This window comes from Pelomonas sp. KK5, from assembly GCF_001984095.1.
Taxonomy (GTDB): Bacteria; Pseudomonadota; Gammaproteobacteria; order Burkholderiales; family Burkholderiaceae_C; genus KK5.
Map to the genome: position 1 here is coordinate 1 of NZ_LYVQ01000085.1, position 25,402 is coordinate 25,402.

At 68.9% G+C, this 25,402-nt stretch carries 29 protein-coding genes; 15 read left to right on the forward strand and 14 right to left on the reverse strand.

Annotated features, from left to right (window positions below; all coding sequences use genetic code 11):
• On the reverse strand, positions 1 to 663 hold the full coding sequence (locus B0W88_RS14845) for an NAD(P)H-binding protein (protein WP_077035426.1): 663 nt from the start codon (positions 661 to 663) through the stop codon (positions 1 to 3).
• 167 nt (positions 664 to 830) lie between these two features.
• On the opposite strand from B0W88_RS14845, the gene B0W88_RS14850 reads away from it, so the two are divergent.
• The 3 genes from B0W88_RS14850 (at position 831) to B0W88_RS14860 (ending at position 2,561) form a co-directional block, all read left to right on the forward strand.
• Positions 831 to 1,874: a PEP-CTERM sorting domain-containing protein gene (locus B0W88_RS14850; RefSeq protein ID WP_077035427.1), complete on the forward strand. Its 1,044-nt coding sequence runs from the start codon at positions 831 to 833 to the stop codon at positions 1,872 to 1,874.
• 67 nt (positions 1,875 to 1,941) lie between these two features.
• On the forward strand, positions 1,942 to 2,166 hold the full coding sequence (locus tag B0W88_RS14855; RefSeq protein ID WP_077035428.1) for an AbrB/MazE/SpoVT family DNA-binding domain-containing protein: 225 nt from the start codon (positions 1,942 to 1,944) through the stop codon (positions 2,164 to 2,166).
• The gene (locus B0W88_RS14860; protein WP_077035429.1) at positions 2,163 to 2,561 is read left to right on the forward strand and encodes a type II toxin-antitoxin system death-on-curing family toxin; all 399 of its coding nucleotides are present in this window, start codon (positions 2,163 to 2,165) and stop codon (positions 2,559 to 2,561) included. Before B0W88_RS14855 ends, B0W88_RS14860 begins: the two co-directional genes overlap by 4 nt.
• Before the next feature lie 52 nt (positions 2,562 to 2,613).
• Here B0W88_RS14860 and B0W88_RS14865 read toward each other — a convergent pair whose 3' ends face one another.
• The 4 genes from B0W88_RS14865 to B0W88_RS14880 all read right to left on the reverse strand — a co-directional run bounded on the left by B0W88_RS14865 (position 2,614) and on the right by B0W88_RS14880 (position 7,761).
• Positions 2,614 to 4,098: a DEAD/DEAH box helicase gene (locus B0W88_RS14865; protein WP_077035430.1), complete on the reverse strand. Its 1,485-nt coding sequence runs from the start codon at positions 4,096 to 4,098 to the stop codon at positions 2,614 to 2,616.
• A gap of 146 nt (positions 4,099 to 4,244) precedes the next feature.
• Entirely contained in the window at positions 4,245 to 4,511 is a 267-nt protein-coding gene (locus tag B0W88_RS14870) for a hypothetical protein (RefSeq protein WP_077035431.1), read from the reverse strand.
• Positions 4,512 to 4,530: 19 nt separating this feature from the next.
• A complete protein-coding gene (locus B0W88_RS14875; RefSeq protein WP_077035432.1) occupies positions 4,531 to 7,197 on the reverse strand; it encodes a serine/threonine-protein kinase in 2,667 nt (888 codons plus the stop codon).
• A gap of 6 nt (positions 7,198 to 7,203) precedes the next feature.
• Positions 7,204 to 7,761, reverse strand: coding sequence for an ECF-type sigma factor (locus B0W88_RS14880; protein WP_077035433.1), 558 nt, complete (start codon positions 7,759 to 7,761; stop codon positions 7,204 to 7,206).
• Positions 7,762 to 7,898: 137 nt separating this feature from the next.
• On the opposite strand from B0W88_RS14880, the gene B0W88_RS14885 reads away from it, so the two are divergent.
• Positions 7,899 to 8,279, forward strand: a complete 381-nt coding sequence (locus tag B0W88_RS14885; protein WP_144006777.1) for a hypothetical protein — start codon at positions 7,899 to 7,901, stop codon at positions 8,277 to 8,279.
• A 12-nt stretch (positions 8,280 to 8,291) separates the two neighbouring features.
• Here the strand turns inward: B0W88_RS14885 and B0W88_RS14890 are convergent, their stop codons facing one another.
• A complete protein-coding gene (locus B0W88_RS14890) occupies positions 8,292 to 9,098 on the reverse strand; it encodes a glycosyl transferase (RefSeq protein WP_077035435.1) in 807 nt (268 codons plus the stop codon).
• A gap of 229 nt (positions 9,099 to 9,327) precedes the next feature.
• On the opposite strand from B0W88_RS14890, the gene B0W88_RS14895 reads away from it, so the two are divergent.
• Positions 9,328 to 10,023, forward strand: a complete 696-nt coding sequence (locus tag B0W88_RS14895; protein ID WP_077035436.1) for a winged helix-turn-helix domain-containing protein — start codon at positions 9,328 to 9,330, stop codon at positions 10,021 to 10,023.
• Between the two features lie 114 nt (positions 10,024 to 10,137).
• On the forward strand, positions 10,138 to 10,788 hold the full coding sequence (locus tag B0W88_RS14900) for an EF-hand domain-containing protein (protein ID WP_077035437.1): 651 nt from the start codon (positions 10,138 to 10,140) through the stop codon (positions 10,786 to 10,788).
• A 14-nt stretch (positions 10,789 to 10,802) separates the two neighbouring features.
• Here the strand turns inward: B0W88_RS14900 and B0W88_RS14905 are convergent, their stop codons facing one another.
• Positions 10,803 to 11,798, reverse strand: coding sequence for an acyl-CoA thioesterase II (locus B0W88_RS14905; protein WP_077035438.1), 996 nt, complete (start codon positions 11,796 to 11,798; stop codon positions 10,803 to 10,805).
• 88 nt (positions 11,799 to 11,886) lie between these two features.
• Here B0W88_RS14905 and ettA point away from each other — a divergent pair, with 88 nt between their 5' ends.
• The 5 genes from ettA (at position 11,887) to B0W88_RS14930 (ending at position 16,925) form a co-directional block, all read left to right on the forward strand.
• Entirely contained in the window at positions 11,887 to 13,551 is a 1,665-nt protein-coding gene (ettA, locus tag B0W88_RS14910) for an energy-dependent translational throttle protein EttA (protein WP_077035439.1), read from the forward strand.
• Positions 13,552 to 13,559: 8 nt separating this feature from the next.
• A complete protein-coding gene (locus tag B0W88_RS14915; RefSeq protein ID WP_077035440.1) occupies positions 13,560 to 13,970 on the forward strand; it encodes a GtrA family protein in 411 nt (136 codons plus the stop codon).
• A 122-nt stretch (positions 13,971 to 14,092) separates the two neighbouring features.
• Positions 14,093 to 14,587 (forward strand): Spy/CpxP family protein refolding chaperone, encoded by a 495-nt coding sequence (locus tag B0W88_RS14920; RefSeq protein WP_077035441.1) that lies wholly within the window; start codon positions 14,093 to 14,095, stop codon positions 14,585 to 14,587.
• A 133-nt stretch (positions 14,588 to 14,720) separates the two neighbouring features.
• Positions 14,721 to 15,428, forward strand: a complete 708-nt coding sequence (locus tag B0W88_RS14925) for a response regulator (protein ID WP_077035442.1) — start codon at positions 14,721 to 14,723, stop codon at positions 15,426 to 15,428.
• 78 nt (positions 15,429 to 15,506) lie between these two features.
• Positions 15,507 to 16,925 (forward strand): HAMP domain-containing sensor histidine kinase, encoded by a 1,419-nt coding sequence (locus B0W88_RS14930; protein ID WP_077035443.1) that lies wholly within the window; start codon positions 15,507 to 15,509, stop codon positions 16,923 to 16,925.
• Here the strand turns inward: B0W88_RS14930 and B0W88_RS14935 are convergent.
• The 3 genes from B0W88_RS14935 to trpS are packed head-to-tail and all read right to left on the reverse strand — an operon-like array spanning position 16,903 to position 19,710.
• Positions 16,903 to 18,285 carry an MATE family efflux transporter gene (locus B0W88_RS14935; RefSeq protein ID WP_077035444.1) on the reverse strand — a complete coding sequence of 461 codons (1,383 nt, stop codon included), beginning with the start codon at positions 18,283 to 18,285 and terminating at the stop codon, positions 16,903 to 16,905. The two genes, B0W88_RS14930 and B0W88_RS14935, sit on opposite strands and share 23 nt — an antisense overlap.
• Positions 18,282 to 18,701: a DUF3717 domain-containing protein gene (locus tag B0W88_RS14940; RefSeq protein WP_077035445.1), complete on the reverse strand. Its 420-nt coding sequence runs from the start codon at positions 18,699 to 18,701 to the stop codon at positions 18,282 to 18,284. The genes B0W88_RS14935 and B0W88_RS14940 overlap by 4 nt, the downstream gene beginning before the upstream one ends.
• Positions 18,702 to 18,714: 13 nt before the next feature.
• Positions 18,715 to 19,710, reverse strand: a complete 996-nt coding sequence (gene trpS, locus B0W88_RS14945) for a tryptophan--tRNA ligase (protein ID WP_077035446.1) — start codon at positions 19,708 to 19,710, stop codon at positions 18,715 to 18,717.
• 29 nt (positions 19,711 to 19,739) lie between these two features.
• Here trpS and purN point away from each other — a divergent pair, with 29 nt between their 5' ends.
• The gene (gene purN, locus B0W88_RS14950) at positions 19,740 to 20,372 is read left to right on the forward strand and encodes a phosphoribosylglycinamide formyltransferase (protein WP_077035447.1); all 633 of its coding nucleotides are present in this window, start codon (positions 19,740 to 19,742) and stop codon (positions 20,370 to 20,372) included.
• On the opposite strand, the gene B0W88_RS14955 is transcribed toward purN, so the two are convergent.
• Both B0W88_RS14955 and B0W88_RS14960 read right to left on the reverse strand, forming a co-directional pair.
• The gene (locus B0W88_RS14955; RefSeq protein ID WP_077035448.1) at positions 20,365 to 21,021 is read right to left on the reverse strand and encodes a DUF1345 domain-containing protein; all 657 of its coding nucleotides are present in this window, start codon (positions 21,019 to 21,021) and stop codon (positions 20,365 to 20,367) included. The genes purN and B0W88_RS14955 overlap by 8 nt on opposite strands.
• Positions 21,018 to 21,260 carry a DUF1653 domain-containing protein gene (locus B0W88_RS14960; protein WP_077035449.1) on the reverse strand — a complete coding sequence of 81 codons (243 nt, stop codon included), beginning with the start codon at positions 21,258 to 21,260 and terminating at the stop codon, positions 21,018 to 21,020. Before B0W88_RS14960 ends, B0W88_RS14955 begins: the two co-directional genes overlap by 4 nt.
• A gap of 40 nt (positions 21,261 to 21,300) precedes the next feature.
• On the opposite strand from B0W88_RS14960, the gene B0W88_RS14965 reads away from it, so the two are divergent.
• The 3 genes from B0W88_RS14965 (at position 21,301) to B0W88_RS14975 (ending at position 24,627) form a co-directional block, all read left to right on the forward strand.
• Positions 21,301 to 22,563, forward strand: coding sequence for an RsmB/NOP family class I SAM-dependent RNA methyltransferase (locus B0W88_RS14965; protein ID WP_077035450.1), 1,263 nt, complete (start codon positions 21,301 to 21,303; stop codon positions 22,561 to 22,563).
• Between the two features lie 247 nt (positions 22,564 to 22,810).
• Positions 22,811 to 24,034, forward strand: a complete 1,224-nt coding sequence (locus tag B0W88_RS14970) for a fatty acid desaturase (protein WP_077035451.1) — start codon at positions 22,811 to 22,813, stop codon at positions 24,032 to 24,034.
• Positions 24,035 to 24,132: 98 nt separating this feature from the next.
• Positions 24,133 to 24,627: a DUF3016 domain-containing protein gene (locus tag B0W88_RS14975; RefSeq protein ID WP_077035453.1), complete on the forward strand. Its 495-nt coding sequence runs from the start codon at positions 24,133 to 24,135 to the stop codon at positions 24,625 to 24,627.
• A gap of 102 nt (positions 24,628 to 24,729) precedes the next feature.
• On the opposite strand, the gene rpmG is transcribed toward B0W88_RS14975, so the two are convergent.
• Positions 24,730 to 24,900: a 50S ribosomal protein L33 gene (rpmG, locus tag B0W88_RS14980; protein ID WP_025564431.1), complete on the reverse strand. Its 171-nt coding sequence runs from the start codon at positions 24,898 to 24,900 to the stop codon at positions 24,730 to 24,732.
• Positions 24,901 to 24,932: 32 nt separating this feature from the next.
• Positions 24,933 to 25,166, reverse strand: a complete 234-nt coding sequence (rpmB, locus tag B0W88_RS14985; protein WP_077035452.1) for a 50S ribosomal protein L28 — start codon at positions 25,164 to 25,166, stop codon at positions 24,933 to 24,935.
• Positions 25,167 to 25,402 lie beyond the last annotated feature (236 nt).

The window sequence follows — 25,402 nt, forward strand, 5'->3', positions numbered from 1 at the left end:
TCATCGGCCCAGGCGCTGCAGGGCGTCGGACTCGAGCACCTGGACCGCCGGGCCCTCGTCCTGCAGCAGCGCACCGTCCATGGCGCGTGCCACGCGGGTGGCCTCGATCGGACGCAGGCGAGCGGGGATCAGCGCGCGCAGCGGCCGCGTCAGGCGCTCGCCCCACACCTCGCCGCGGCGCACCGGCTGACCCAGCGCCGCGCGTTCCCCGATCAGCAGCGAGGGGCGCGCGATCACCAGATGCTCGAAGCCGATCTTCTGCAGCGCCTGCTCCATCTCGCCCTTGACGCGGTTGTAGAACACCGACGAGCCGGCGCTGGCGCCCAGCGCCGAGACGACCGCGCAACGCCGGGCGCCGGCCTCACGGGCGGCCTTGGCTGTGTTGACGACCGCATCGAGATCGACCGCCTTGAAGGCCTCCTGCGAACCGGCCACGGCGATCGTCGTCCCCAGCGCGATGTAGACCGCCTGCGGGGCGGGCAGCCGGCTGGCGTCCAGATGGGCGAAATCGACCGTGTGCTGATGCAGGTGCTCGTTGCGTGGCAGGTCGGGCACCGCGCGGCGCAGCAGCGCGTGCACATCGACCTCGCGGTCGAGCAGCAGCTTCAGCAGTTCGCGGCCGACAAGGCCGCTGGCGCCGGCGATCCAGACGGGTTGTTTCATGGTGGGGTCAGGTGTTGACAGCCCCCGGTGCACGATGCGCACCGGGGCCTGGGAGTATCCCTTGCTTGGCCCCCGATTTGCGGGGGGTGAGCCCGGACCCGCGCGGGCCGATGGCTATCCTCGCGCGCCAGAAACGAAGTGTCGGTCATGTAAAGGGAGAGGGACGAATGACGAGCAACTGGAGGACTGTCGCGCTGGCTGCGGCCATGGGCGCTGGCGCGATGGGGGCGCAGGCGGCGGTGTCGTACTCGGCGACGTTGCTGGAAGTGCCCAACGCCGTGTCGTCTGCGGCCTGGGGTGTCAACAGGCAGGGTGTGATCGTTGGCGACTGGCAGCCGGCCGATGCGCCGTTGTTCGACCATCAGGGATTCGTGCTGCAGGACGGCGTCTACACGAGCCTCACCGGTCCCGCCGGGGCATTGGGCTCCTATGCCATGGGCATCAGTGATACCGGCGTCGTCGTCGGCAACTACTACACGACGAGGCTTGAAGACCCGTCCAGCGGGCAAGGGCCATCGACCGGCTTCATCTATGCCGGCGGCAGCTACGAGAGCGTCCAGGTGCCGACTGCCAGCGATACGCAGGTCCGCGGCATCTCGCCGGATGGTCGCTACGTCTCGGGCTACTACACCACGGCGTCGGGCGATGGCCTGTACGGTTTCGTGTTCGACCGAGGCACGCAGACCTTCGCCACGCTGGCGGGGGAGTGGGTGCTTCTGCATGGGGTCACTTCGGGCGGCAAGGCGATCGGCAGCGAGTTCGTGCAATACGGGTCGGAGGTGTGGGAGAACAGGCGCGAAGGCGTCATTTATGACGTCGCCTCGGGCGAGCGAGCGGACTACATGCTCGGCGACGGGACGACCTTCCGCGGTACCGCCTTCCGCGGCATGAATGCGAGTGGAACCCTGGCGGGTTTCCTCGACGTGCGTCTTGCCGACTCCAATCCGTATGAGGGCGCCCAGCAGATCGCCTTCGTCGGCTCGATGGGAGACTACGCCACGTTCTACATCGCCGGCGTCGGCGGCGCCACTGCCGCGGAGGGCATCAACGATGCCGGGCTCGTGGTCGGGCTCTACACCGATGCCGATGGCAACCAGCAGGCGCTTGTAGCCACCCCGGTCCCGGAGCCCAGTGCCTGGCTGCTGATGCTGTCCGGTGCCGGCGTCGTGGCTGGCCTGGCGAAGCGGCGCCGCCGCGCTGCTGCTGCTTGAGAGCCTTGGCAGGCGGGACCGTCAGGCGCACAATATAACAATTGTTATAACGCCCTGGGGTCCCATCATGTCCGCATTGAAGCTCACGCAGATCGGCAATTCCGTCGGCGTCATCCTGCCCAAGGATGTGCTGGCGAAGCTGAAGCTGGAGAAGGGGGATACGGTCTACTGGACCGAAATGCCCAACGGCATTGCCCTGACGCCCTACAGCTCCGAGTTTGAAGCCCAGATGGACGCAGCCCGCGAGATCATGAAGCGCAGGCGTCACGTGCTGCGTGAACTCGCCAAATGAGCGCCGCCAACAAGGGCTGGATCTGGGTTGATCAGGCGGTGCTGGTAGCAGTCCACGACGAGCAACTCGCCGAGCACGGCGGCCCCTCGGGTACTCGCGATCTGACCTTGCTGGAATCTGCACTGGCGAGGCCACGACAGCGTGCAAGCTATGGCACGCCGGACGCCGCAGATCTGGCGGCAAGCCTGGGTTTCGGCATCGCCCGCAATCACCCCTTTGTCGATGGCAACAAGCGCACGGCCTTCGTGGCCGCCGAACTTTTCCTGGTCCTCAACGACTTGGCGCTGGATGCTTCGGATGCCGACTGCGTGTTGACGATGTTGGCTGTGGCCGCCGGGGAGATGGAAGAGGAGGCCTTCGCTACCTGGATCCGCGCGCGTATCGTCAAGGCTTGAATACAACAAAGCCCGGCAATGCCGGGCTTTGTCTCGGGCTATCCGCTGAATCTCAGCGTTTGGGCGAAGTCAGCCGGGCGCCCTGGGGACGGCCACCGTTGCCGCCGCCACCGGAGCGATTGCCGCCACCGTTGTTGCCGCCGCCGCCGGCCGGCCGCTGGCCATGCGGCGCCGCATGGCGCGCCTGGCCGCCTTCGCGCGGGGCGTGGCTGTTGTTGCCACCACCGCCGCGGGGCGCGTTGTTGCCGGGACGGCCACCGCCGCCGCCGCCGCCACCCGGGCGACCACCGCCGCCACCGGGCCGGCCGCCGCCACCGCCGCGGTTGGCCGTACGGCTGCCATTGCCGTTGAGCACCATGCGGCCCAGCACGATCGGCTCGGGCTTCTCGCCGGCCGGCGGCTCGAAGCCGGGCACGTTCTCCTTCGGGATCTCGCGCTTGATCAGCTTCTCGATTTCCTTCAGGAAGCCGTTCTCGTCCACGCAGACCAGGCTCACTGCCTCGCCTTGCGCGCCGGCGCGGCCGGTGCGGCCGATGCGGTGGACGTAGTCCTCCGGCACGTTGGGCAGCTCGAAGTTGACGACGTGGGGCAACTGGTCGATGTCGATGCCGCGGGCGGCGATGTCGGTCGCCACCAGGCAGGTCAGCTCGCCGGACTTGAACTCGGCCAGGGCCTTGGTGCGCGCACCCTGGCTCTTGTTGCCGTGGATGGCCATGGCGCTGATGCCCTGGTCGTTCAGGTAGTCGGTCAGGCGGTTGGCGCCGTGCTTCATGCGGGTGAAGACCAGCACCTGGTGCCAGTCGCCCTGCTTGATCAGGTGGGCCAGCAGTTCCTTCTTGCGCTCGCGGCCGACCGGGTGGACCTTCTGCGCGATCGCGTCGTTGGTCTGGTTGCGGCGGGCCACCTCGATCAGCGCGGGCTGGTTCAGCAGGCGGTCGGCCAGGGCCTTGATGTCGTCGCTGAAGGTGGCCGAGAACAGCAGGCTCTGCTTCTTGGCCGGCAGCAGGGCCAGCACCTTCTTGATGTCGTGGATGAAGCCCATGTCCAGCATGCGGTCGGCTTCGTCCAGCACCAGGATCTGCACCTGGCTCAGGTCCAGCGTGCCTTGCTGGGCGTGGTCCAGCAGGCGGCCGGGCGTGGCGACGAGGATGTCCACGCCGTCGCGCAGGCGGTTGATCTGCGGCTGCATGCCGACGCCGCCGAACATCACCATGCTCTTCAGCGGCAGGTACTTGCCGTAGGTCTGCACGGACTCTTCCACCTGGGCGGCGAGTTCGCGGGTGGGCGTCAGCACGAGGGCGCGGATGGCGTTGCGGCCGCGCTTGTCCTTCAGCGGGGCGCCGGCCTGCAGGCGGTGCAGCATCGGCAGCGTGAAGCCGGCGGTCTTGCCGGTGCCGGTCTGCGCGCCGGCCATCAGGTCGCCGCCCTGGAGGACGGCGGGGATGGCTTGCGCTTGAATGGGGGTGGGAGTGGAGTAGCCGGCGTCGGCGATGGCCTTCAGCAGCGGGGCTGCGAGGCCCAGGGAATCAAAACTCATTGGGGATGTTTTGCGCACGGTGCCCTGTTGGCGCGGCCGCGCCCCGTTGCGGGAACGCCAGTCTTCGGTGCGCCTAGGAACGTGCTTGAGCTGAAAAAGCAACGCCGCGCAAGACTGAGAGGCGCGGCGTGAGCTTGATTATAGGGTCAGGGCTTGGCCACCTTGCCCGCAAGGTCACCGGGGCAATGCGGCTTGGGCGGCAGTTTTACCGAAGCGCCCTGGCCTTGTGCCGCGCCCATGCCGCTGTTGGCAGGGGTGGTGGTGGGCGAATCCTTGGCGCAATCGGCGCCGCCGGTCGTCGGCGTGGACGCCTTGGCGACGGGCTTGGCGGCGCTGCTGGCAGGCTTGACCTCGGCCGCGTTGGCGGCGGCGCACAGCAGCAGGAGCAGGGTAAGGGGCAGTACGCGGCGCATGGCAGGTCTCCTTCTTGGTTCAGTCGTTGAGCAGGGCGAATGGCGGATCGGTATCGACAAAGACGGAAAGCGGCGGCAGATCGGCTCGCGGCGCCTGTGCGCTGGCATAACGCGTTAGCGCAGCGGCCAGGGCGGCTGTCGTCTCGGCCGAGGGCGCCAGGCGCCGGCGCAGCTGGGCGCCGGCAGCGCGGGCGCGTTCGCGGTCCGGATGGCCGGGCGGCAGCAGGGCGTCGGCGATGGCTTCGGCCTGCGCGGCCTCGCGGCGGGCGCCGTCGGGGTCGCTGCCGGCCAGCGCCAGTGCGCGCAGCAGATGGGCGGGCCAGAGGTCCAGGTGCGGCCTGCCCTGGTAGTGGCGCTGCAGCCCTTGCAGCGCCTGCGTGACCGTGGCCAGGCCATCGGCCGTGCCGCCCTGGCGCAGCTGGCATTCGCCGACCAGCAGCCGCGCCCGCTGGGCATAGGGCTGGTGGGCATCGGTCCCGTCGTCGAAGTAGGCCAGGCTGGCGCGGGCCTGCGGCAGGGCCTCGCCGCAGCGGCCGCGGTGGGCCAGGTGGCGGGCGTTCACCAGTTGCAGTTCGTGGGCGACGTCGGGCTCGGCGGAATCACGCGCCGCCGCCAGGGCGGGGCCCAGCGCCGCGTCGGCGGCCTCGAAGCGGCCGAGCCGGAACTGCGCGCTGGCCAGCCAGGCGGCGGTATAGAGCGTGTAGGTGTCGGTTGGCCCGTAGAGCGCGCGCGCCTGCGCCAGCAGCGGCTCCAGCCGCCCGGCGGCCTCGGCATAACGCCCCAGCTCGACGTCCAGCGCGGCGCCGTTGAGGCGCGCGGCAAGGCGCTCGGCGGGCGTGACGCGGGGCGCGGCATCGAGCAGGCGGGCGACGTGATCCAGCAGGCCGCGGGTCTCGTCCCAGCGGCCCTGCTCGCGCGCCACGTCGGCCAGCTCCTGCAGCGCGAGCACATGGCTGGCGCTGGACTCGCCCTGGGTCCTCAGCGCGGCGGCGGCGGCCGCTTCGAGCAGGCTGCGCGCCTCGTCGAGCCGGCCCCGGGTGCGCGCCAGCGTGCCCAGCAGGGTGCGGGCCTGCAGCGCTTCCGGCGGCTGCGTGGCGCCGGCGGCCTGCAGCACCTCGCGGTACAGCGCGGCGGCCTCGTCGTCGCGGCCCAGGCGCTGCTTGACGTAGCCCAGCTCCAGCGTGGCCTGCAGGAACTGCGGCGTGGCCTCGCGGCCGTCGGCCCGCATCTGCGCATGCGCCAGGTCCAGCGCGCGCTCGGCCAGGCCCATCTCGCCGGAGGCCTTGAGCATCAGGCCCAGCGGACGGGCCAGCTCGGCGCGCAGCACCGGGTCGCCGGCCAGTTCCTCGTCGGCCTGGCGCCAGCCCTTGCGCAGCAGCTCGACGACGCTGACCTGCGCCTGCCCGCTCTGGTCCGGGGTCAGGTCGCTGAAGATGCGGGTCAGCGTGCCGATGACGGCGCGGGTGCGCTGGGTCTCCTGGCGGGCGACGTGCAGGCTCCAGCCGGTGGCCGCGATGCCGCCGACCAGGCTCAGGAACACGGCGGCCAGTGCCGCCACCTGCAGCTTGTGGCGGCGCAGGAACTTGGCGCTGCGGTAGCGCCAGCCGTCGGGGCGGGCCAGCACCGGTTCGTCGCGCAGGTGGCGGGCGAGGTCGTCGGCCAGCGCCGGGACGGTGGCGTAGCGGGCCTCGGGCGCCTTGCGCAGGGCCTTGGCGGCGATGGTTTCCAGGTCGCCGGCCAGCCTTGACGCCAGCGACGCGGCGTCGGGCAGGCCGCGCAGCACGGCGGCCTCGTCCGTGGCCACCTCGCCCATGCGGCGCGGCTCGGCCTCGGCGATCGCGCGGGCCAGGGCGGCGGCGTTGGCCCCGGTTTCCGCATGCGGTCGCGCACCGGCGAGCAACTGGAACAGCAGCACGCCCAGGGCGTAGACGTCGGTGGCGGTGGTTACCGGCTGGCCCTGCACCTGCTCGGGCGCGGCGTATTCGGGCGTGAGGCCGGCGCCGGCCTCGCGGCTCAGCTCGGCGCCGGCCGGATCCTCGTCCTCCAGCAGCTTGGCGACCCCGAAATCCAGCAGCTTCACCCGGCCGTCGGCGGTGACGAGGATGTTGCCGGGCTTGAGGTCGCGATGGACCACCAAGTGGGCATGGGCATAGCCGACCGCCTCGCAGACCTGGCCGAACAGGGCCACGCGGGCCTCCACGGACAGTCGCCGCGCATCGCACCAGCGGTCGATCCGTTCGCCGTCGCGGATCAGCTCCAGCACCAGGTAGCGGCGGCCGTCGGGCGCCAGGCCGGCGTCGAGCAGTTGCGCGATGTTGGGGTGCTGCATGCGGGCCAGCAGTTCTCCCTCGCGCGCGAAGCGGGCGGCGCTGCCGGGCCGGGTGCCGGGCAGCAACAGCTTGACGGCGGCCTGGCCGCGGTAGAGGCCGTCCTCGCGGGTGGCGCGCCAGACCTGGCCCATGCCGCCCTGGCCGAGGGGCTCGTGCAGCAGCCAGGGGCCCAGCCGCCGGCCGGCGGGGGAGGGCTCGCGCTCGAGAAAGCCTTCGGTCTGAGCGGCGCGGTCGGCGTCGATCAGCTTGCGCAGCGCGGCGCCGCCACGCTGCTCCAGGGCCGGGCGATCCTCCGCACCGGCCTCCAGCCACTCGTCGAACAGCGCCATCGCCTGGCGCCAGGCGCCGGTGTCCATGAGGGGCTATGCCCCCAGCTGCTCGAACAGGAACGCCCGCGCGCGCTGCCAGTCGCGCTTGAGCGTGGGCACCGAGAGCTCGGTGGCCTCGGCGATCTCCTCCAGCGTGAGGCCGCCGAAGTAGCGCATCTCGACCACCTTCAGCGCCCGCGCATCGACGCGGCCCAGCGCCTGCAGCGCGTCCTCGATCGCCTGGGCGTCCAGGCCCTCGCCGGCCGGGTCGGGCACCGCCTCCAGCGCACCGGTGGACAGGGTCAGTTCGCCGTGGCCGCCGCCGCGCTTGGCGGCCGCGCTGGCGCGCACGTGGTCGACGATGACGCTGCGCATCACCGCGCTCGCATAGGCGAAGAACTGCTGGCGGTTCACCGCCGTGGAGCCGCTGCCTTCGCCACGCAGCCAGGCCTCGTGGATCAGCGCCGCCGGCTCCAGCGTGCGCTGGCCGGCGCGGTGCAGATGCACGCGGGCGAGGCGGCGCAGTTCGTCATAGAGCAGGGCATAGAGGCGCTCGCCGGCGGCGGTGTCGCCCTGGCGGCTCTGCTGCAGCAGCACCGTGATCTCGCTCATTCATCCACTCCTCGACGGACGGCGCGTGAGCCCTGCGGGCGCGGTCCTGCGTCCGTACAGGCAGGAGTCAAGCGGAGAGAACGAAGCGGCTCCTGTCCTTCACAACCACCACCCACGTCAATTCCAGGAGAGTCAACATGCCTACTATGTCCAATCCCAAGCTGGTCGTCCAACTCGCCTCCAACACCAACCAGCGCAAGGTGACCGCCACCGTCACGGTGAACTTCAACACCGTGGAGGAGAACATGATCAAGGTGCTGGGCCTGACGCCGCGCCTGGCCTGCCGCGTCTACGGCGAGGACAGCGGCTTCAACGGCGGGGACGACCTGCTGTTCAGCTACAACACGAAGACCATCACCAAGGACGGCACCTACGTCTTCAGCGGCACCGTCAACAAGGCCGTGCTGGACGAGGACAGCATCGGCGAAGACGAGGTCTACGCGAAGTTCGCGCTGAGCACGCCGAGCTTCCCGATGAGCGCCGCCGCCAAGAGCGCGACCATCAGCGGGGATTTCTGACGGGACGCGCGTTCACTCGCGCCAGTGCCGGTCGATCCAATCGACCGGCACGACGAAGCGCCGCAGGTGGCGCAGCGGGCGCTGCGCCTTGAAGGTGCCGCGCAGGTGCTCCAGCCGGCTCGGGAATTCGGGCTGGTCGTCCTCCCAGCGGCCCAGCTGCACGTCGCTCGGGTTGGGCCCGCCGGCGAAGGTGACGATGCGCGCCTTCGCCGGCAGGTGCGCCGGCATGAAGTAGCGCAGCGGGAACGGCGGCAGGCAGTGCAGGCGGAAATGGCGCGTCCAGTCCTCGGGCCAGAACTCGATGCCGCCGGGTACCGACTCGGTGATGTAGTGCTGCTCGAAGCGCAACCGGTCGGCGATGCCCTGCGGGTCGCGGCGGAAGTTCTCCAGGATCTGCGGGTTGCGGCCCACCGGGTAGCGGAACACCGAGGTCTGCCCCAGCCGGTGCAGGGGCTTGGACCAGTTGCGGGCGAGGTAGACCTGCTCCGGGTCGCCGTGGGTGAAGTAGCCGTCGATGTTGTCGACGATCACCGTGTCCAGGTCCACGAACAGCACCGCCCCGTGCAGGCCGGTCAGCTCGGGGATGTTGCCGCCCCAGAGCACCAGCTTGCGCCACTTGCCCATCGAGCGCTGCGGGTGCTCGCAGCCGAGGTCGGGCAGCGGGAAGGCGTCCACTTCCGGGCGCAGGCCGTTGGCGTCGTCCGTCAGGCAGACGAAGCGCAGCGGGCCCGTCGTGTGCCGGCGAGCCATCGCGTACAGGCGGTTCACATACTCGGGGCCGTACTTCTGGCCCCACTTCACACAGATCATTTGTTTCATTGGGTATCCCTGACCGCTGGCTGACCTGGAACTCTAGGGTGCCTATCGTGAGGTTTGGATTCGGGCGCTCAAAGTTATGTAAAAGGTGGGGGCTTGTTGCGGCTGTCCACGCGGCTGTGTCCTCTCGGTTAAGCGTCGGTAAATAGGGCGGGCCGGGTGGCGTTGATCGCGGCATGGCCCGTGCCGGCCCGCTCCTACGCTCGCTGCATCCTTGTTGTGGAAGCGCGAGATGACCGCCGTTGACCTGGGTCCGACCCAGCTGCTTTTGATCGAGCCCGACCCGGCCGCCTGCCGCATCCTGGCTGCCGCCTTGACGCGCTGGGGCCACCTGGTGACGCTGGGCGACCTGCAGGCGCTGGAGAACCGGCGCCTGCTCGCGCGTGCCGAAATGCTGCTGATCGATCCGTCCGGTGCCGGCTTCGGGGCGCTGCGCCTGCTGCGCTGGCAGCAGCCGCGCCTGCCGGTGATCGCCATGCTGGCGGGCGACGAGAGCCTCGACCGCGTGCTGGCGCTGGAATCCGGCGCCGATGCGGTGATCGCCAAGCCGGTCGACGTGCGCGAGCTGAAGCTGCGCATGCACGGGCTGCTGTCTCGCAGGCCCGAGGCGCGCGCCGATGCGCTGAGCTTCGGCCGCTGGCGGCTGGATCCGGCCACGCGCCGGCTCGAAGGGCCCGGCGGCTTCGGCGCGCCGCTGTCGCCGGCGGAGTACCGGGTGCTGCGCGCCTTCCTTGAGCGGCCCCGCAGCGTCCTGCGGCGCCAGGAACTGCTGGAGCTGGCGCGCGATGGCGGCGAAGCGCTGGAGCGCAGCGTCGACCTTCTCGTCTCGCGGCTGCGCAGCAAGCTCGACGACGATGCCCGCGACCCCCGCTTCATCCGCACCGTGCGCGGCGTGGGCTACCTGTTCGACGACTCGTGGCAGCGCTGACGTTGCGCATGTGTCAGTCAGCTTAACCAGGACGTTATGACTGCTTGACGGCCGCTTGAGATGCTGCCGGAGCGTGCGTCCCGCACGTGCAACCCTCCTCCGAAAGGACCCGCGATGAACGTCAGTTCAAGCACCTCCTCCAGCAGTTCGCTCGACGCGCTGATGGCCGCCCTGGCCCGGCGGCAGCAGGCTGGCGGCTCGTATGCCCAGGCCGCCGCCTCCAGCACCGGTGGCGACAGCCAGGTCGCCACATCCACGACCGGCAGCAGCGCGCCGAGTTCGCCCGGCAGCTTCCGGGTGGACCGCTCCACCTCGCAGTTCGCCGCGGGCCACCATGGCGGTGGCGGCAATCCGCTGAAGCAGCTCGACACCGATGGCGACGGGTCCGTCTCGGCCAGCGAGTTCGGCCTGGACTCGGCCGACAGCGACGTCAAGCAGCTGTTCAGCGCGATCGATACCGATGGCGACGGCTCGCTGAGCAGCAGCGAGCTGTCCGACTTCGACAGCAAGATGAAGGAGGCGATGGCGTCGAAGATGCAGTCGTCGGGCCAGGACATGGGCCCGCCGCCGCCGCCGCCCACCGAGTCGTCGTCCTCGTCCTCATCGTCGTCGTCGTCATCCTCCTCGTCGTCGGACGATGGCACCAGCAGCAGCACCCGCCTGCAGCAGATGCTCCAGCGCATCGCGCAGGACTACCTCAGCGTGATGGGCCAGGGCAGCGCCAGCACGGTGACGGCCACCGCCTCGCTGAGCCTGACGGCCTGAGCGGCTTCGTCCGTTCAGCCCAATCCGGGCGCCATGAACTCGCCCTCGCTGGAGGGCGTCCAGCCCCGATACAGGCTTTCCTGCGCGAAGCTGGCGACGACCTCGCCGCTGCGCGCGTAGACGGTGGCGGTGGCCAGGCTGCGGCCGTGGGCCGTGGCCGGGCTCTGTGCGTCGACGAACAGCCATTCGTTCGGATCGACCGGCCGGTGGAACCACACGCTGTGGTTCAGGCTGGCGATGTACAGCCCGGTGCCCAGCTTGCTGTCGGTCAGCGGGGCCAGGCCGGTCAGCGGGAACCAGTAGTCCGACAGGTAGCCCAGCGCTGCCTGCCGCATCCACGCCGGCTGCTCGGCCAGCGGCTGCCGCACCCGGATCCAGTAGCGGAACGAGGCCTGCCCCGGGGTGCGCTCGAACAGGAAGCGGCGGCCGTCGAGCGGCCGCAGGTCCAGGATGCGTGAGTCGCCCATGCGGGCCTTCACCCGCGCCGGGATGGCGGGCAGCAGTTCCGATCCATCGACGATCAGCTGGCGCAGCGTCGGCAGGCTCTCCGGGTCCGGTGCGTCGACGGGCTGCGGCTGGCTGTGCGCAGGCCCCGCCTCACCGCGGTGGAAGGACACATTGGCGCTCACCACGATGCGCTCGCCCTGCATGCCCAGGACCTGCTGGACGCTGAAGTTGAGCCCGCGCATCAGCTGGCGGGTCTCGTAACGCATCGGTTCGTTCGGCTGGCCGGCGGTCAGGAAGTTGATCTGCACGCAGTGGGGCGGCGCCGTCGAGCGGCCCGCCTGCGCGGCGGCGGCCACCGCCTGGCCGACCAACTGGCCGCCGAACAGCGCGCCGTTGAGGTTGGTGTCGGGCGCCTGGCTGTAGAAGGCACCGTCGTCGCCGCGCGTCAGGGCCAGCAGGGCGGCCAGGTCGCCGCGGTCCCAGGCCGGGTCGCTGCCGAGGTCGGGCACGACCGAGTTGAAGCGCTCGGCGAGGTTGGGCGGGAGGTAGGGCAGCTCTGACATGCGTAAATCATAGAATCACACGTTTGTCGCCGGCTTCGGTTTCCGGCGCACAGCATCAAACCCCAGAAAAGACAGGAACCCAGCGACCATGGCGCAATACGTTTTCTCGATGAACCGGGTCAACAAGACGGTTCCCCCCAAGCGGCACATCCTCAAGGACATCTCGCTCTCCTTCTTCCCCGGCGCCAAGATCGGCGTGCTGGGCGTCAACGGCTCCGGCAAGTCCACGATCCTGAAGATCATGGCCGGCGTGGACAAGGAGTACGAAGGCGAGGCGATCCCGATGCCCGGCATCAAGATCGGCTATCTGGAGCAGGAGCCGCGCCTGAACGCCGACCAGACCGTGCGCGAGGCGGTGGAAGAGGGCATCGGCGGCGTGCTGGCCGCCAAGAAGCGCCTGGACGAGGTCTATGCCGAATACGCCGAGCCCGATGCCGACTTCGACAAGCTGGCCGCCGAGCAGGGCGAACTGGAGGCGATCATCGCCGCCGCCGGTTCCGAGAACACCGACCTGCAGCTGGAGCTGGCCGCCGACGCACTGAACCTGCCGCCGTGGGATGCCCAGATCGGCGTGCTGTCCGGCGGCGAGAAGCGCCGCGTGGCGCTGTGCCGCCTGCTGCTGTCCAAGCCCGACATGCTGCTGCTCGACGAACCCACCAACCACTTGGACGCTGAATCGGTCGAGTGGCTGGAGCAGTTCCTGCAGCGCTTCCCCGGCACCGTGGTGGCCATCACCCACGATCGCTACTTCCTCGACAACGCCGCCGAGTGGATCCTCGAACTGGACCGCGGCCACGGCATTCCCTGGAAGGGCAACTACTCCGAATGGCTGGACCAGAAGGAGCGCCGCCTGGAGACCGAGCAGAAATCCGAAGACGCCCGCATGAAGGCGATGAAGGAAGAACTGAAGTGGGTGCGCTCCAACGCCAAGGGCCGCCAGGCCAAGAGCAAGGCGCGCCTGGCCCGCTTCGAGGAACTGAGCGACGTCGAATACCAGCAGCGCAACGTCACCAATGAGATCTTCATCCCCGTGGCCGAGCGCCTGGGCAATGAGGTGATCGAGTTCGAGGGCGTCAGCAAGAGCTTCGGCGACCGCATGCTGATCGACAACCTGAGCTTCAAGGTGCCGGCCGGCGCCATCGTCGGCATCATCGGCCCCAACGGCGCGGGCAAGTCCACGCTGTTCCGCATGCTGCAGGGCGTGGAGCAGCCGGACAGTGGCACGGTGAAGATCGGCAAGACGGCCAAGATGGCCTTCGTCGACCAGAGCCGCCAGAGCCTGGAGGCCGACAAGACGGTGTGGCAGGACGTCTCCGGCGGCCTGGACAACATCATCGTCGGCAAGTTCGTGATGCCCAGCCGCGCCTATCTCGGCCGCTTCAACTTCAAGGGCAACGACCAGCAGAAGATGGTCGGCCAGCTCTCCGGTGGTGAACGCGGCCGCCTGCACCTGGCCAAGACCCTGGCCCAGGGCGGCAACGTGCTGATGCTGGACGAACCGTCCAACGACCTCGACGTGGAAACCCTGCGCGCGCTGGAAGAGGCGCTGCTGGAGTTCGCCGGCTCGGCCATGGTGATCAGCCACGACCGCTGGTTCCTGGATCGCATCTGCACCCACATCCTCGCCTGCGAAGGCGATTCGCAGTGGTTCTTCTTCGACGGCAACTTCCATGAGTACGAAGCCGACAAGAAGAAGCGCCTGGGCGAGGAAGGCGCGCGCCCGAAGCGCATGCGCTTCAAGCCGATCAAGTGACGGCGGCAATGCCGCGGCACCGCCACCTGACGACCGGCAAGCTCGCGCGCTTCCTGCTCGTCGGTGCCGGCGTCACGGCCTTGCAGTACCTGCTGGCGTCCCTGCTGCACTGGGGCGCCGGGCTGCGCGCGGCCTGGGCCTCGGGTATCGGCTACGGCGTCGGCGCCTTCGTGAGCTATGCCGCCAATGCGCGCTTCACCTTCCGCCTCGAGGGCGGCCATGCCGGAGCCTTGTGGCGCTTCATGGCGGTGGCCGCCAGCGGCTGCCTGCTGAACATGGCGCTGGTCGAGCTGGGCCAGCGGCTCGGCCTGGCGGTCGTGCTGGCGCAGGTGCTGGCAACGCTGGTGGTGCTGGGCTGGAATTTCCTGACGAACGCGCTGTGGTCCTTCGACCGCGCGGCTGCCGCCCGGTCTCAGTAAAGTTGCTTGACAGGTATCAAAAGTTAGAGTTGGCATTCACAGATCTTTACCGCTTCGGCATCGCCGGCTAACCCGCGGCCGCGACATTGGAGTCTCCCGATTCCCTCCGATGGAGACTCTCGATGTTCAAGTTCTCTGCGATTCGCGTTCTGAAGGCTGGCGCCGCGGCCTCGCTGCTGGTCCTGACGGGCCTGGCCGCCCATGCCGAAGCTCCGGGCATGCACCATGGCCCCGGCATGCCGATGCCCGGCGCCCACGTCGAGCACATGCTCGATGCGGTTGACGCGACCGACCAGCAGCACGCCCAGGTCAAGACCATCATGCAGGCGGCCCATGCCGACCTGAAGCCCAGCTTCGAGGCCCTGCGCGAACTGCACAAGCAGACCATGGCCCTCTACACCGCCGCCAGCATCGACGCCAATGCGATCGAGGCCCAGCGCGTCAAGGAACAGGGCCTGCACGAGCAGATCAGCAAGCGCATGAGCCAGGCCATGATCGCCGCCGCGAATGTGCTGACCCCGGCCCAGCGCGCCACGCTGGCCACCAAGATGGCCAAGCGCGAGGCCCGCATGGCCGAGCACATGAAGCACCGCCAGGCCAAGCCGGCTGCCAACTGACCCCGAGACGAACGGTGGCCGCCCGCGACCCGGGCGGCCTTTGTCTTCAGTGACCGAGGGCTCGTTTATGCTCCAAACCTACTATGACTCCGACCGCTCGCCTGCTTCGGCACGCGCTGCGGCAACTGCTGCCATGAGCGCAAGACTGCTGCTGATCGACGACGACGCCCGCCTCACGGCCATGCTGAGCGACTACCTGAGCGCGGCCGGCTTCGAGATCCGCATCGCCGGCTCGCTGGCCGCCGCTCGCGAGGCCCTGGCCGCCGACGTGCCCGACCTGCTGGTGCTCGACCTGATGCTGCCCGATGGCGACGGCCTGGACTTCTGCCGCGAACTGCGCAGCGATACCCAGATGCGCCGCATGCCGGTGCTGATGCTGTCGGCCCGCGGCGAGCCGATGGACCGCATCCTCGGCCTGGAACTGGGTGCCGACGACTACCTGGCCAAGCCCTTCGAGCCGCGCGAGCTGCAGGCCCGCATCAAGGCCCTGCTGCGCCGCCTGGAGCCCCAGGCCGCCGGCGACGACGTGCTGCGCTTCGGCCGCCTGGAGATCGACCTGGCGGCCCGCATGGCGCGCCTGGATGGCAAGCCCTGCGACCTGACCAGCCACCAGTTCGACCTGCTGGTGGTGCTGGCGCAGAGCCCCGGCCGCGTGCTCTCGCGCGACCAGATCATGGACGCGCTGAAGGGCCATCCGCTGGACGCCTTCGACCGCTCGATCGACGTGCACATCTCGCGCATCCGCTCAGTCATCGAGGACGACCCGAAGACCCCGCGGCGCGTGCTGACGGTGCGTGGCGTGGGCTACGTGTTCGCCAAGAAGCAGGACGCCGAGTCCTGATGCCGTCGAAATAACGGCTTATCTCCAGGGTTCCACCGGCTGAGTGCGCGCTGACCGGCGTGCCAAGATGCGCGGATCATGAAGTCGCTCTATCTACGTATCTATCTGACGCTGGTGGTCCTGCTGCTGGCCTTCGCCTTCGGTTCCGGCTGGCTGTTCCAGCGCCAGATGGAGCAGGAGCGCGGCAACTACGACGCCGCGGCCACCGAGCGGCTGACGGCCATCGCCCAACTGGTCTACCGCGTGCTGCCGCCGGAAACTGCGCCGCGCGAGCAGCAGGCCGAGGTGCTGCTGGAATGGGGCCAGCGCCTGCGCATGGCCCTGGCCCTCTATGACGACCATGACAAGCGCATCGCCGCCAACGAGCTGTTCGAGAAGCGCGAGGAGGAGCCGGGCGCGCGGGCGGTGCAGGTCACTTTCGAGGACGGCCGCAAGCTGACGGTGATCCGCACGCCGCGGCCGCAGGGCTGGAACAACATGCCTGCGGCCAGCGGGCCGATGATGCCGCTGGCTGCATCGGACGCGCAGCTGACCCGGGTGCCGTTCAAGCCCGGCATGCACCGTCCGCAGGGCGCCCGGGAGGAATCGCCCTGGCCCTTTGCGCTGATCTCGCACCGCACCGGCGGCGAGGCTCTGGCGGTCGTGCTCGTGCTGCTGTTCCTGGGTGTGGCGCTGGGCGCCTATCCCGTGGTGCGCCGGCTGACGCGCCGGCTGGAATCACTCAAGCGCGGCGTCGAGCAGTTCGGTTCCGGCCAGTTGGCGCACCGGGTGGACGACCATGGCAACGACGAGGTGGCGGCGCTGGCGGTGAGCTTCAACCGCGCGGCCGACCAGATCGAGGCACTGCTGCGCTCCAACCGCACGCTGCTGGCCAACGCCAGCCATGAACTGCGTTCGCCGCTGGCCCGGCTCAAGATGGCCTTCGCGATGATGGATGACGCCTCGCCGGCCGCGCGCGCGCGGCTGGGCGCCGAGATCAACACCAATATCGCCGAGCTCGACGCCCTGGTGGAGGAAGTGCTGCTGGCCAGCCGGCTCGAAGCAGGCAATCCGGGGGCGAGCAGCAAGGAGGCCGTGGACCTGGTGGGGCTGGGCGCCGAGGAGGCTTCCCGAGTCGATGCCGCTTTCGAGCCCGCAGACGGCCTGGCCACGCTGAAGGTCAGCGGCGAGGACCGCCTGCTGCGCCGCGCGCTGCGCAACCTGCTGGAGAACGCGCGCCGCTACGGCGGCGCGGAGGTGCGGCTGGAGGTCAAGCGCGAGGGCGATCGGGCCGAGTTCCGCGTCTGCGACCGCGGCCCCGGCGTACCGGAGGGCATGCGCGAGCGCATCTTCGAGGCCTTCTTCCGACTGCCCGGCCATGCCGAGCAGGCCGGCGGCGTGGGCCTGGGCCTGTCGCTGGTCAAGCAGATCGCGCAGCGTCACGGCGGGCAGGTGCGCTGCGAGTCGCGCGAGGGCGGCGGCAGCGTGTTCGTGTTCAGCGTGCCGGCGATGGCCTGACGGCGTCCGCCGCTTCCTGCCTGTGGACCCAGCCGAGGTAGGCGCTGAGTCCGAGAGCCGCCAGCACCAGGCCGGCCGTGGCGGCGGCCCAGAAGCCCGGGGCGCCGCGCAGCATCGGCGGCGCGCCTTCGCCGAACGCGAGGTGATAGCCGCCACCGATGCCCACGCCCCAGATCGCCAGCGCGTAGATCACCATCGGCGCGGTGGCGATGTGATGGGCGCGCAGCACGTAGGCGGCCACCGTCTGCACTGCATCGCCCATGTGGAAGATCCATACCCACAGCAGCAGCGGCAGCGCGGCGGCCACCAGCGTCATGTCCGCGGTGTAGACCCGCAGCACGGCCTCGCGCCCGAAGAAGGCCGCGGCGCCGACGCCGCAGGACAGCGCCAGCGCGAAGAGCAGGCCGTGCCAGCCGGTGCGCCGTGCCTGCAGCGGCTCGCCCGCGCCCACCGCCTGCGCCACCAGCGTGCCGGTGGCGCTGCCGATCGCGTAGGGCATCATGAACATCATCGCCACCAGGTTCACCGCCAGCTCGTGGCCGGCCACGATGGTGGGCCCGAGGCGCGCGATGAAGATGGCCATGAAGGTGAAGCCGGTCACCTCGATCATGATGGACGCGCCCATCGGGATGCCGAGCTTCAGCTGGTGCCGCAGCGCCGGCCAGTGCGGGCGGTGCCAGCCGCGGGCGTGCAGGCCGAACTGCGTATAGAAGCCGCCACGCTTGAGGACGAGCAGCGCGATCGCCGCCTGCGCCCACATGACGATGGCCGTGGCCAGCCCGCAGCCGAGCGAGCCCAGCTCCGGCACGCCGGCGCCGCCGTTGATCAGCCAGGCGCTCAGGGGGATCTTGAACAGCAGGCCACCCAGCTGCAGCAGCATGACGGCCTTGGGCCGCGACACCGCCTGGTTGAAGCCGCGGTAGGCCATGAAGAGCAGGGCGGCCGGCAGGGCCAGCGCAAGCGCGCGCAGGTAGGCCCGCACGCGCAGTTCCACCTCGGGGCCGGCATGGGCGATCCACAGGAAGGGCTCGGGAAACAGCAGCACGACATCGCCCAGCAGCGAGAGCGCCAGCGCCAGCCAGGCCGCCTGGTGCAACTGGTCGCCGGCTTCCTCCAGCTTGCCGGCGCCGAAGAGCTGGCCGGCGATCGGCGCCACCGCCATCACGATGCCCATCAGGCCGACGAACACGCTGACGTAGACGGCCGCGCCGACGGCCAGCGCGGCCAGGTCCAGCGAGGAATAGCGGGCCAGCAGGAAGGTGTCCACGGTGGCGAAGGCCATCACGGCCACCTGGCCGACAAAGACGGGCCAGGCCAGCGGCAGGATGCGCCGCAGGCTGCTCAGGAAACTCGGGGTCATTCTTCGGATTTCAGTTCCCGGGCCCGCTCGGCGTAGCGGTTGAAGCGCCAGGCGCTCGCTTCCATCGAGATGCGGTGCCAGGTCACGCGCTTCTCGGCCGGCGTCATCACGGGCCAGTTCTGCACCTCGTCGAAGGTGCGGCCGCAGCCCTTGCAGAGCTCGTCGCCCTGGCTGGTGGAGCAGATGGCGATGCAGGGGGCGTCGGGTGTGGTGGCGTACCACGCGAGCCAGGCGTCCCTGGCGGCGGCGGGCATGGTGTCCTCGTCGCACTCGGTCTCGCGGTAATAGACCATCAGCGCGTAGACGGTCGCCAGCGCGCGGGTCTCGGGGCCGAGGACGATGCCGTCGGGCGAGGGGTCGCGGGCGCGCCACCAGTTGATGGCGCTCTCGATGTCGGTGATGTGGATGCCGGCCATCGCCCGTTCTTCTTCAGTAGTCCAGCCCGATCGCGTGGCGCACCTCGCGCAGCGTCTTGCGCGCGATGCCGCGCGCCCGCTCGGTGCCCACTTCGACGATCCAGTGCACCTGCTTCGGGTTGGCCAGGTACTGGTCGGCGCGCTCGCGCCAGGGCTGCTGTTCCTTCAGCACCGCGTCGATCAGCGGCTGCTTGCAGTCCAGGCAGCCGATGCCCGCGCTGCGGCAGCCCTGTGCGAGCGAGTGACGCGTTACTTCATCGGTGTAGAGCTCGTGCAGCGGCCACACCGGGCAGCGCGCCGGCTCGCCCGCATCGCTGCGGCGCACGCGCTGCGGGTCGGTGGGCATCGTGCGGATCTTGTCTTCCACCACGGCCGGCGCGTCGCGCATGGCGATGGCGTTGCCGTAGCTCTTGCTCATCTTGCGGCCGTCCAGGCCCGGCAGGCGGGCAGTCTCGGTCAGCAGTTCCTGCGGCTCGGGCAGGATGGGCGCATCGGGGCTGTGCAGGCGGTTGAAGCGGCGCGCCACCTCGCGGGTGAACTCGACGTGGGCGGCCTGGTCCTCGCCGACCGGCACCAGGCCGGCCTTGTAGATCAGGATGTCTGCCGCCTGCAGCAGCGGGTAGCCGAGGAAGCCGAAGTTGGGCGGCTCGCGGTCTTCTTCCAGGTGGGCCTTGTAGCTCGGGATGCGCTCCAGCCAGGCGGTGGGCGTGCTCATCGCCAGCAGCGTGAACAGCTCGGCGTGCTCGGGCATGCGGCTCTGGATGAAGAGCGTGGCCTTCTCCGGGTCGACGCCGGCGGCCAGCCAGTCGACGACCATGTCGTAGACGTTCTGCTCCAGGCCTTCGCGGTGCTCGCGCGCGGTGGTCAGCGCATGCCAGTCGGCGACGAAGAAGAAGCAGTCGTGGCTGTCCTGCAGCCGCACCCAGTTCTTGAGGGCGCCGTGATAGTGGCCGAGGTGCAGGGCGCCGGTCGGGCGCATGCCGGAGAGGACGCGGGATGGAGATTTCATGGGGAGGGCGATTGTTACACTGCCGGCCGATGAAGCAGATCGTGATCCTGATTTCCGGCCGAGGCTCCAATATGGAGGCCATCGTGAAGGCCTGTGCCGCAGAGGGTTGGAATGCGCGCATCGCCGCGGTTGTTGCCAACAAGCCCACCGCCGCCGGACTGACCTTCGCGCAGGAACACGGTATCGCCACCGCCGTCGTGGACCACCAGCAGTTCGAGGCCCGCGAGGCCTTCGATGCCGAACTGATGAAGGCGATCGATGCCCACAGCCCGGACCTGCTCGTGCTGGCCGGCTTCATGCGCATCCTGACGCCTGGGTTCACGCAGCACTACGCCGGCCGCATGCTCAACATCCACCCCTCGCTGCTGCCAGCCTTCACCGGCCTGCGCACGCACCAGCGCGCGCTGGAGATGGGCTGCAAGTTCGTCGGCGCGACGGTGCACTTCGTCACCGCCGAGCTGGACCATGGCGCCATCGTTGCGCAGGCGGTCGTGCCGGTGCTGCATGACGACGACGAGGACAGCCTCTCGGCGCGCGTGCTGAAGCTGGAGCATCGGATGTATCCGAGCGCGGTGCGCTGGTTCGTCGATGGCCAGCTGGCCATCGAGGGCGGCGTGGTCCGCCAGACGGCCGGCCAGCCGCAGTCGTTCTTCGCTAGCTGATCAGACCCGCCAGGATATTGATCGTCAGCGCCAGCACGCAGGTGTTGAAGACGAAGGACAGGCCGGCATGGATCAGCACGAGGCGACGCATCGGGCGTGAGCTGACGGCCACGTCCGAGGTCTGCGAGGTGGCGGCCAGCGTCACCGCGAAGTAGATGAAGTCCAGGTAGTCCGGATGCTCGTCCTGGCCCGGGAACTCCAGGCCGTGCGGCGCGTCGCTGTCCTCGTGATAGACGCTGGCATAGCCCAGCGCGAACTCCACCGGCAGCAGCAGCCAGGAGCCGGCCACCGTGCTGATCACCAGCAGCAGGTAGGGCCAGCCGTGCAGCGCGCCCAGGCCCTGCTTGACCTGTGACTGCTCCAGCGCCACGGCCACCAGGCTCGCGGTGGCGCCCAGCGTCGCGACGACGAGCACCGCCACCATGCTGTCCGCATTAGCCCGCGCGGTGAGCTGCAGGTGGTGGCCGCCGTTCTCCTTGACCATCATGCGCAGCAGCAGCAGGAGGTAGAGCCAGACGCCCGCATCCCAGCCGATCAGGCCGCGGGCCAGTGTGGGGACCGTGGCCGGCAGCAGCCAGGGCAGCACCAGCGCGAGGGCGACCGAGGCGAGCAGGCGGGGCCGGTGGCGCAGCGAGCGGATCAGCTTCATGCGTCGTCCGTCTTTGCGAAGCGGGCGACCGTGCGGCCGTCGACCTCCATCGTTCCGAAGAACATCGCGTGCGGCCGCACCCATAGCGCGCCTTCGCCGTACAGCGGCCGGTAGACCACCAGCGGCTCGTGGGTCTCGCTGTGGCGGGCCACGCCGATCACGTCGTAGTCGCGGCCCTTGTAGTGGCGATAGCGGCCGGTGGGCGTGGCGGGCAGGGGAGGGAGTGCTTGTTCGCTCATCGCGCCATGCTAACCAAGGCCCACTGAGATAATCCGGGCCATGCACCCGAATGCCCTTCTCGATCTGACCAGCCAGTTGCTCAAGGAAGTACTGGTCCTGGATTCCCCGGCGGACAGCGTCGTCTCCGCCTTCTTCCGCAAGAACAAGGCCCTCGGCCAGCGCGAGCGCCATGCGCTGGCCGAAACCACCTATGCGGTGCTGCGCCAGCGCACGCTGCTGAAGAGCCTGGCCGAATCCGGCAGCGGCCCGCACGAGCGCCGCCTGGCCATCCTGGGCTGGCAGGGCAACGACGCCTTCATGCGCGGCGCCCTGAACGAGAAGGAGCGCCACTGGCTGGACCAGGTCAAGGCGATCGAGCTGAAGCACCTGCCGGCCAAGCAGCGCCACAACCTGCCCGAGTGGCTGGCCGACAAGCTGCAGCAGCGCCTGGGCGAGGCCGAGTTCTGGTCGCTGGCCGAGGCGATGAACGAGCCGGCGCCGCTGGACCTGCGCGTCAACACGCTGAAGGCCAAGCGCGAGGAGGCCCAGGCGGCGCTGGCTGCGGCCAGCATCGACTGCGAGCCGACACCGTACTCGCCGCTGGGCCTGCGCGTGCCCGGCAAGCCGGCGCTGAACAAGGCGGAGGTCTTCACCAGCGGCGCGGTCGAGGTGCAGGACGAGGGCAGCCAGCTGCTGGCCCTGCTGACCGATGCCAAGCGCGGCGAGATGGTGGCCGACTTCTGCTGCGGCGCCGGCGGCAAGACGCTGGCGCTGGGCGCCGCGATGCGCAATACCGGCCGCCTCTATGCCTTCGATGTGTCGGGCCACCGCCTGGCCGCGCTGAAGCCGCGCCTGGCGCGCAGCGGCCTGTCCAATGTGTATCCGGCCCAGATCGCCCATGAGCGGGACGAGCGCATCAAGCGCCTGGCCGGCAAGATCGACCGGGTGCTGGTCGATGCGCCGTGCTCGGGCCTGGGCACGCTGCGCCGCAACCCGGACTTGAAATGGCGCCAGTCGCTCCAAGCTATTGCTGAACTGCAGGTGAAGCAGGGGGCGATCCTGGCCAGCGCGGCGCGGCTGGTGAAGCCGGGCGGGCGGCTGGTCTACGCGACCTGCAGCCTGCTCGACGACGAGAACGAGGCGGTGGCGCAGGCCTTCGGCGCCGCCCATCCGGACTTCGTGCAGCTGCCGGCGCAGGAACTGCTGGCCAAGGCCCAGGTGGCCGAGGCCGACAGCCTGTGCGAGAACGGCTATCTGCGGCTCTGGCCCAACCGCCACAAGACCGACGGCTTTTTTGCCGCAATCTGGGAGCGGAAAAGCTAGGCGGCACTGCTGCGCAGACGCCGCAGTCTGGGAACGGAAAAGCTAGGCGGCACTGCTGCGCAGACGCCGCAGTCTGGGAACGGAAGAGCTAGGCGGCACGGCTGCGCAGCCGCTGCCGTCCGGGAACGCCGTTAGGCCCCGCTTAAAAGGCGAAGAAAGGCCTGCAGGACGCGACTTTTATCCGTGTCCTGCGTGGTGCATCGCCTACAATCCGCGGGCTTTTTTCTAATCTTTGGTAAAGGACCTCATGGACCTCTTGACGACCATTCGTGATGCCGTGGTGCAGTGGCTGGGCTCCGGCCTGACCGACGCCAGCGCCTGGCAGATCGTGGCCTACACCTTGGTCATGACGCACTTCACCATCCTCGGCGTGACGATCTTCCTGCACCGTGCCCAGGCGCACCGTGCACTGGACCTCGGCCCGATCCCCTCGCACTTCTTCCGCTTCTGGCTGTGGCTGACGACCGGCATGGTGACGAAGGAATTCGTGGCCGTGCACCGCAAGCACCACGCCAAGTGCGAGACCGAGGAAGACCCGCACAGCCCGCAGACCCGCGGCCTGAAGGCCCTGCTGCTGACCGGCGTCGAGCTGTACCGCACCGAGGCCGGCAACCCCGAAACGCTGAAGAAGTTCGGCATCGGCACGCCCGACGACTGGATCGAGCGCAACCTCTACACCCGCTACTCGTGGCAGGGCGTGGGCGTCATGATGATCATCAACCTGGCCCTGTTCGGTGCCATCGGCCTGACCATCTGGGCGATCCAGATGGCCTGGATCCCGGTCTGGGCGACCGGCGTGATCAACGGCATCGGCCACTACTGGGGCTATCGCAACTTCGAAGCGCCGGACGCCTCGCGCAATGTGTCGCCCTGGGCCTTCTGGATCGGCGGCGAAGAGCTGCACAACAACCACCACACCTACCCGACCTCGGCCAAGTTCTCGGTCAAGAAGTACGAGTTCGACATCGGCTGGGGCTATATCCGCCTGTTCGAGATGCTGGGCTGGGCCAAGGTCCGCAAGACGGTGCCCAAGCTGGTCCAGGGTGAAGTCAAGCTGGCGGCCGACAAGGAAACGCTGGAAGCCATCATCGCCAACCGCTACGAGCTGATGGCCGCCTACGGCCGTGGCCTGAAGGCCGCCTGCGCCGCCGAACTGGCCAAGATGAAGGCCCAGAAGGAACAGAACGCCGCCAAGTGGGCCCAGTTCAAGGCCGCCAAGCGCTGGCTGCACCGCGACGAGGAGAACATCCCCGCCAGCCTGCACGACCACATGGCCGGTGCCCGCGCCGCCAGCCCGGCGCTGGACAAGCTGGTCACGATGCGCGAAGAGCTGCGCCAACTGTGGACGCGCACGAACGTCTCCGCCGAACAGCTGGTGGCTGACCTGAAGGACTGGTGCCGCCGCGCCGAGGAAAGCGGCATTGCCGAGCTGCGCAGTTTCTCGATGAGCCTGCGCGCCGCGCGGGTCTGACTGGTCTGTTGCCGCAAGTAAAAGACGCCCCGCGGGGCGTCTTTTTTTGCCCGCGGCGCCTAGACTTGGACAAGAAGGAGTCCTCCGAGGAGTTCACCATGAAGATCACCCGAGCCATGATCGCGCTGGCGCTCTCGCTGGCTGGCGGCTGGGCCAGCGCTACCGTCGAGGTGCGCTTCGTCAACCCCGAGCAGTTTTCCGACATCAAGGACGCCAACTTCCGGCGCCAGGACGACTACCTCGAGGGTCTGCAGCAGCACTTCCAGAAGATGGGCGAGAAGATGCTGCCCGGCAAGGACCTGAAGATCGAGATCACCGACGTTGACCTGGCGGGCCGCATCGAGCCACGCCGCCACGGCATCGACATGATCCGCATCCTGCGCGACATGGCCGACAGCCCGATGATCCAGCTGCGTTACGTGGTGAGCCAGAACGGCACCGAGCTCAAGCGCGGCGAAGCGCGGCTGTGGGACGGCGCTTACCTGACGGGCATCAACCGCTACTCCGATGGCGATCCGCTGCGCTACGATAAGCGCATGATCGACAAGTGGTTCCTCAGCGAGTTTGGCCCGGCGAAGGTGGCGGGGAAGTAACGCGTTATTTCGGCGCTGCCCCAGCGGGCGAGCGTCAACAAAAAACCCGCCGTGCGGAGCAGGGCGGGTTTCTTGTTTTGGCGCAAGCCAATCAGGCCTCAATTACTTCAGCTTGATTTCCTTGTACAGGACGTGCTTGCGGGCCTTGGGGTCGAACTTCATGAATTCCAGCTTTTCGGGCGTGGTCTTCTTGTTCTTGTTGGTGGTGTAGAAGTGACCGGTGCCGGCGGTGGATTCCAGCTTGATCTTTTCGCGTCCGCCTTTGGATGCCATGGTGATTGCTCCTTAATTCGTGGACGGGTGGATTACAGCTCGCCCTTGGCGCGCAGTTCGGCGACGACTTGCTCGATGCCGACCTTGTCGATCAAACGCAGGGCAGCATTGGAGATGCGCAGGCGGATGAAGCGGTTTTCGCTTTCCAGGAAGAAGCGGCGGTATTGCAGGTTCGGCAGGAACCGGCGCTTGGTTTTGTTGTTGGCGTGGGAAACATTGTTCCCGACCATGGGCTTCTTGCCCGTGACTTGACAGACGCGTGCCATGACACTGCTCCGTTTGATTGAGGACTGAAATCGACCAGCCGCCAGCGTGATCCGCTGACAGCCACATGACCGCTATTGCTTCGCTAAATCCCTTCGAGCGGAGTCTTGGAGATGCGGTCCATCCAGCGAGCAAGCCTGCGAGTATAGCCCGGATTTGCCCTAACGGCCAAACCGGGCGGCTTCGCGGTCGATATCAGCCGTTCTGCTGCTCGAGGAAGCGCTGCGCATCCAGCGCC

Coding starts and splice junctions, on each gene's coding strand:
- B0W88_RS14845 (WP_077035426.1), bottom strand. CDS start 663: ATGAAACAACCCGTCTGGATCGCCGGCGCCAGCGGCCTTGTCGGCCGC.
- B0W88_RS14850 (WP_077035427.1), top strand. CDS start 831: ATGACGAGCAACTGGAGGACTGTCGCGCTGGCTGCGGCCATGGGCGCT.
- B0W88_RS14855 (WP_077035428.1), top strand. CDS start 1,942: ATGTCCGCATTGAAGCTCACGCAGATCGGCAATTCCGTCGGCGTCATC.
- B0W88_RS14860 (WP_077035429.1), top strand. CDS start 2,163: ATGAGCGCCGCCAACAAGGGCTGGATCTGGGTTGATCAGGCGGTGCTG.
- B0W88_RS14865 (WP_077035430.1), bottom strand. CDS start 4,098: ATGAGTTTTGATTCCCTGGGCCTCGCAGCCCCGCTGCTGAAGGCCATC.
- B0W88_RS14870 (WP_077035431.1), bottom strand. CDS start 4,511: ATGCGCCGCGTACTGCCCCTTACCCTGCTCCTGCTGCTGTGCGCCGCC.
- B0W88_RS14875 (WP_077035432.1), bottom strand. CDS start 7,197: ATGGACACCGGCGCCTGGCGCCAGGCGATGGCGCTGTTCGACGAGTGG.
- B0W88_RS14880 (WP_077035433.1), bottom strand. CDS start 7,761: ATGAGCGAGATCACGGTGCTGCTGCAGCAGAGCCGCCAGGGCGACACC.
- B0W88_RS14885 (WP_144006777.1), top strand. CDS start 7,899: ATGCCTACTATGTCCAATCCCAAGCTGGTCGTCCAACTCGCCTCCAAC.
- B0W88_RS14890 (WP_077035435.1), bottom strand. CDS start 9,098: ATGAAACAAATGATCTGTGTGAAGTGGGGCCAGAAGTACGGCCCCGAG.
- B0W88_RS14895 (WP_077035436.1), top strand. CDS start 9,328: ATGACCGCCGTTGACCTGGGTCCGACCCAGCTGCTTTTGATCGAGCCC.
- B0W88_RS14900 (WP_077035437.1), top strand. CDS start 10,138: ATGAACGTCAGTTCAAGCACCTCCTCCAGCAGTTCGCTCGACGCGCTG.
- B0W88_RS14905 (WP_077035438.1), bottom strand. CDS start 11,798: ATGTCAGAGCTGCCCTACCTCCCGCCCAACCTCGCCGAGCGCTTCAAC.
- ettA (WP_077035439.1), top strand. CDS start 11,887: ATGGCGCAATACGTTTTCTCGATGAACCGGGTCAACAAGACGGTTCCC.
- B0W88_RS14915 (WP_077035440.1), top strand. CDS start 13,560: ATGCCGCGGCACCGCCACCTGACGACCGGCAAGCTCGCGCGCTTCCTG.
- B0W88_RS14920 (WP_077035441.1), top strand. CDS start 14,093: ATGTTCAAGTTCTCTGCGATTCGCGTTCTGAAGGCTGGCGCCGCGGCC.
- B0W88_RS14925 (WP_077035442.1), top strand. CDS start 14,721: ATGAGCGCAAGACTGCTGCTGATCGACGACGACGCCCGCCTCACGGCC.
- B0W88_RS14930 (WP_077035443.1), top strand. CDS start 15,507: ATGAAGTCGCTCTATCTACGTATCTATCTGACGCTGGTGGTCCTGCTG.
- B0W88_RS14935 (WP_077035444.1), bottom strand. CDS start 18,285: ATGACCCCGAGTTTCCTGAGCAGCCTGCGGCGCATCCTGCCGCTGGCC.
- B0W88_RS14940 (WP_077035445.1), bottom strand. CDS start 18,701: ATGGCCGGCATCCACATCACCGACATCGAGAGCGCCATCAACTGGTGG.
- trpS (WP_077035446.1), bottom strand. CDS start 19,710: ATGAAATCTCCATCCCGCGTCCTCTCCGGCATGCGCCCGACCGGCGCC.
- purN (WP_077035447.1), top strand. CDS start 19,740: ATGAAGCAGATCGTGATCCTGATTTCCGGCCGAGGCTCCAATATGGAG.
- B0W88_RS14955 (WP_077035448.1), bottom strand. CDS start 21,021: ATGAAGCTGATCCGCTCGCTGCGCCACCGGCCCCGCCTGCTCGCCTCG.
- B0W88_RS14960 (WP_077035449.1), bottom strand. CDS start 21,260: ATGAGCGAACAAGCACTCCCTCCCCTGCCCGCCACGCCCACCGGCCGC.
- B0W88_RS14965 (WP_077035450.1), top strand. CDS start 21,301: ATGCACCCGAATGCCCTTCTCGATCTGACCAGCCAGTTGCTCAAGGAA.
- B0W88_RS14970 (WP_077035451.1), top strand. CDS start 22,811: ATGGACCTCTTGACGACCATTCGTGATGCCGTGGTGCAGTGGCTGGGC.
- B0W88_RS14975 (WP_077035453.1), top strand. CDS start 24,133: ATGAAGATCACCCGAGCCATGATCGCGCTGGCGCTCTCGCTGGCTGGC.
- rpmG (WP_025564431.1), bottom strand. CDS start 24,900: ATGGCATCCAAAGGCGGACGCGAAAAGATCAAGCTGGAATCCACCGCC.
- rpmB (WP_077035452.1), bottom strand. CDS start 25,166: ATGGCACGCGTCTGTCAAGTCACGGGCAAGAAGCCCATGGTCGGGAAC.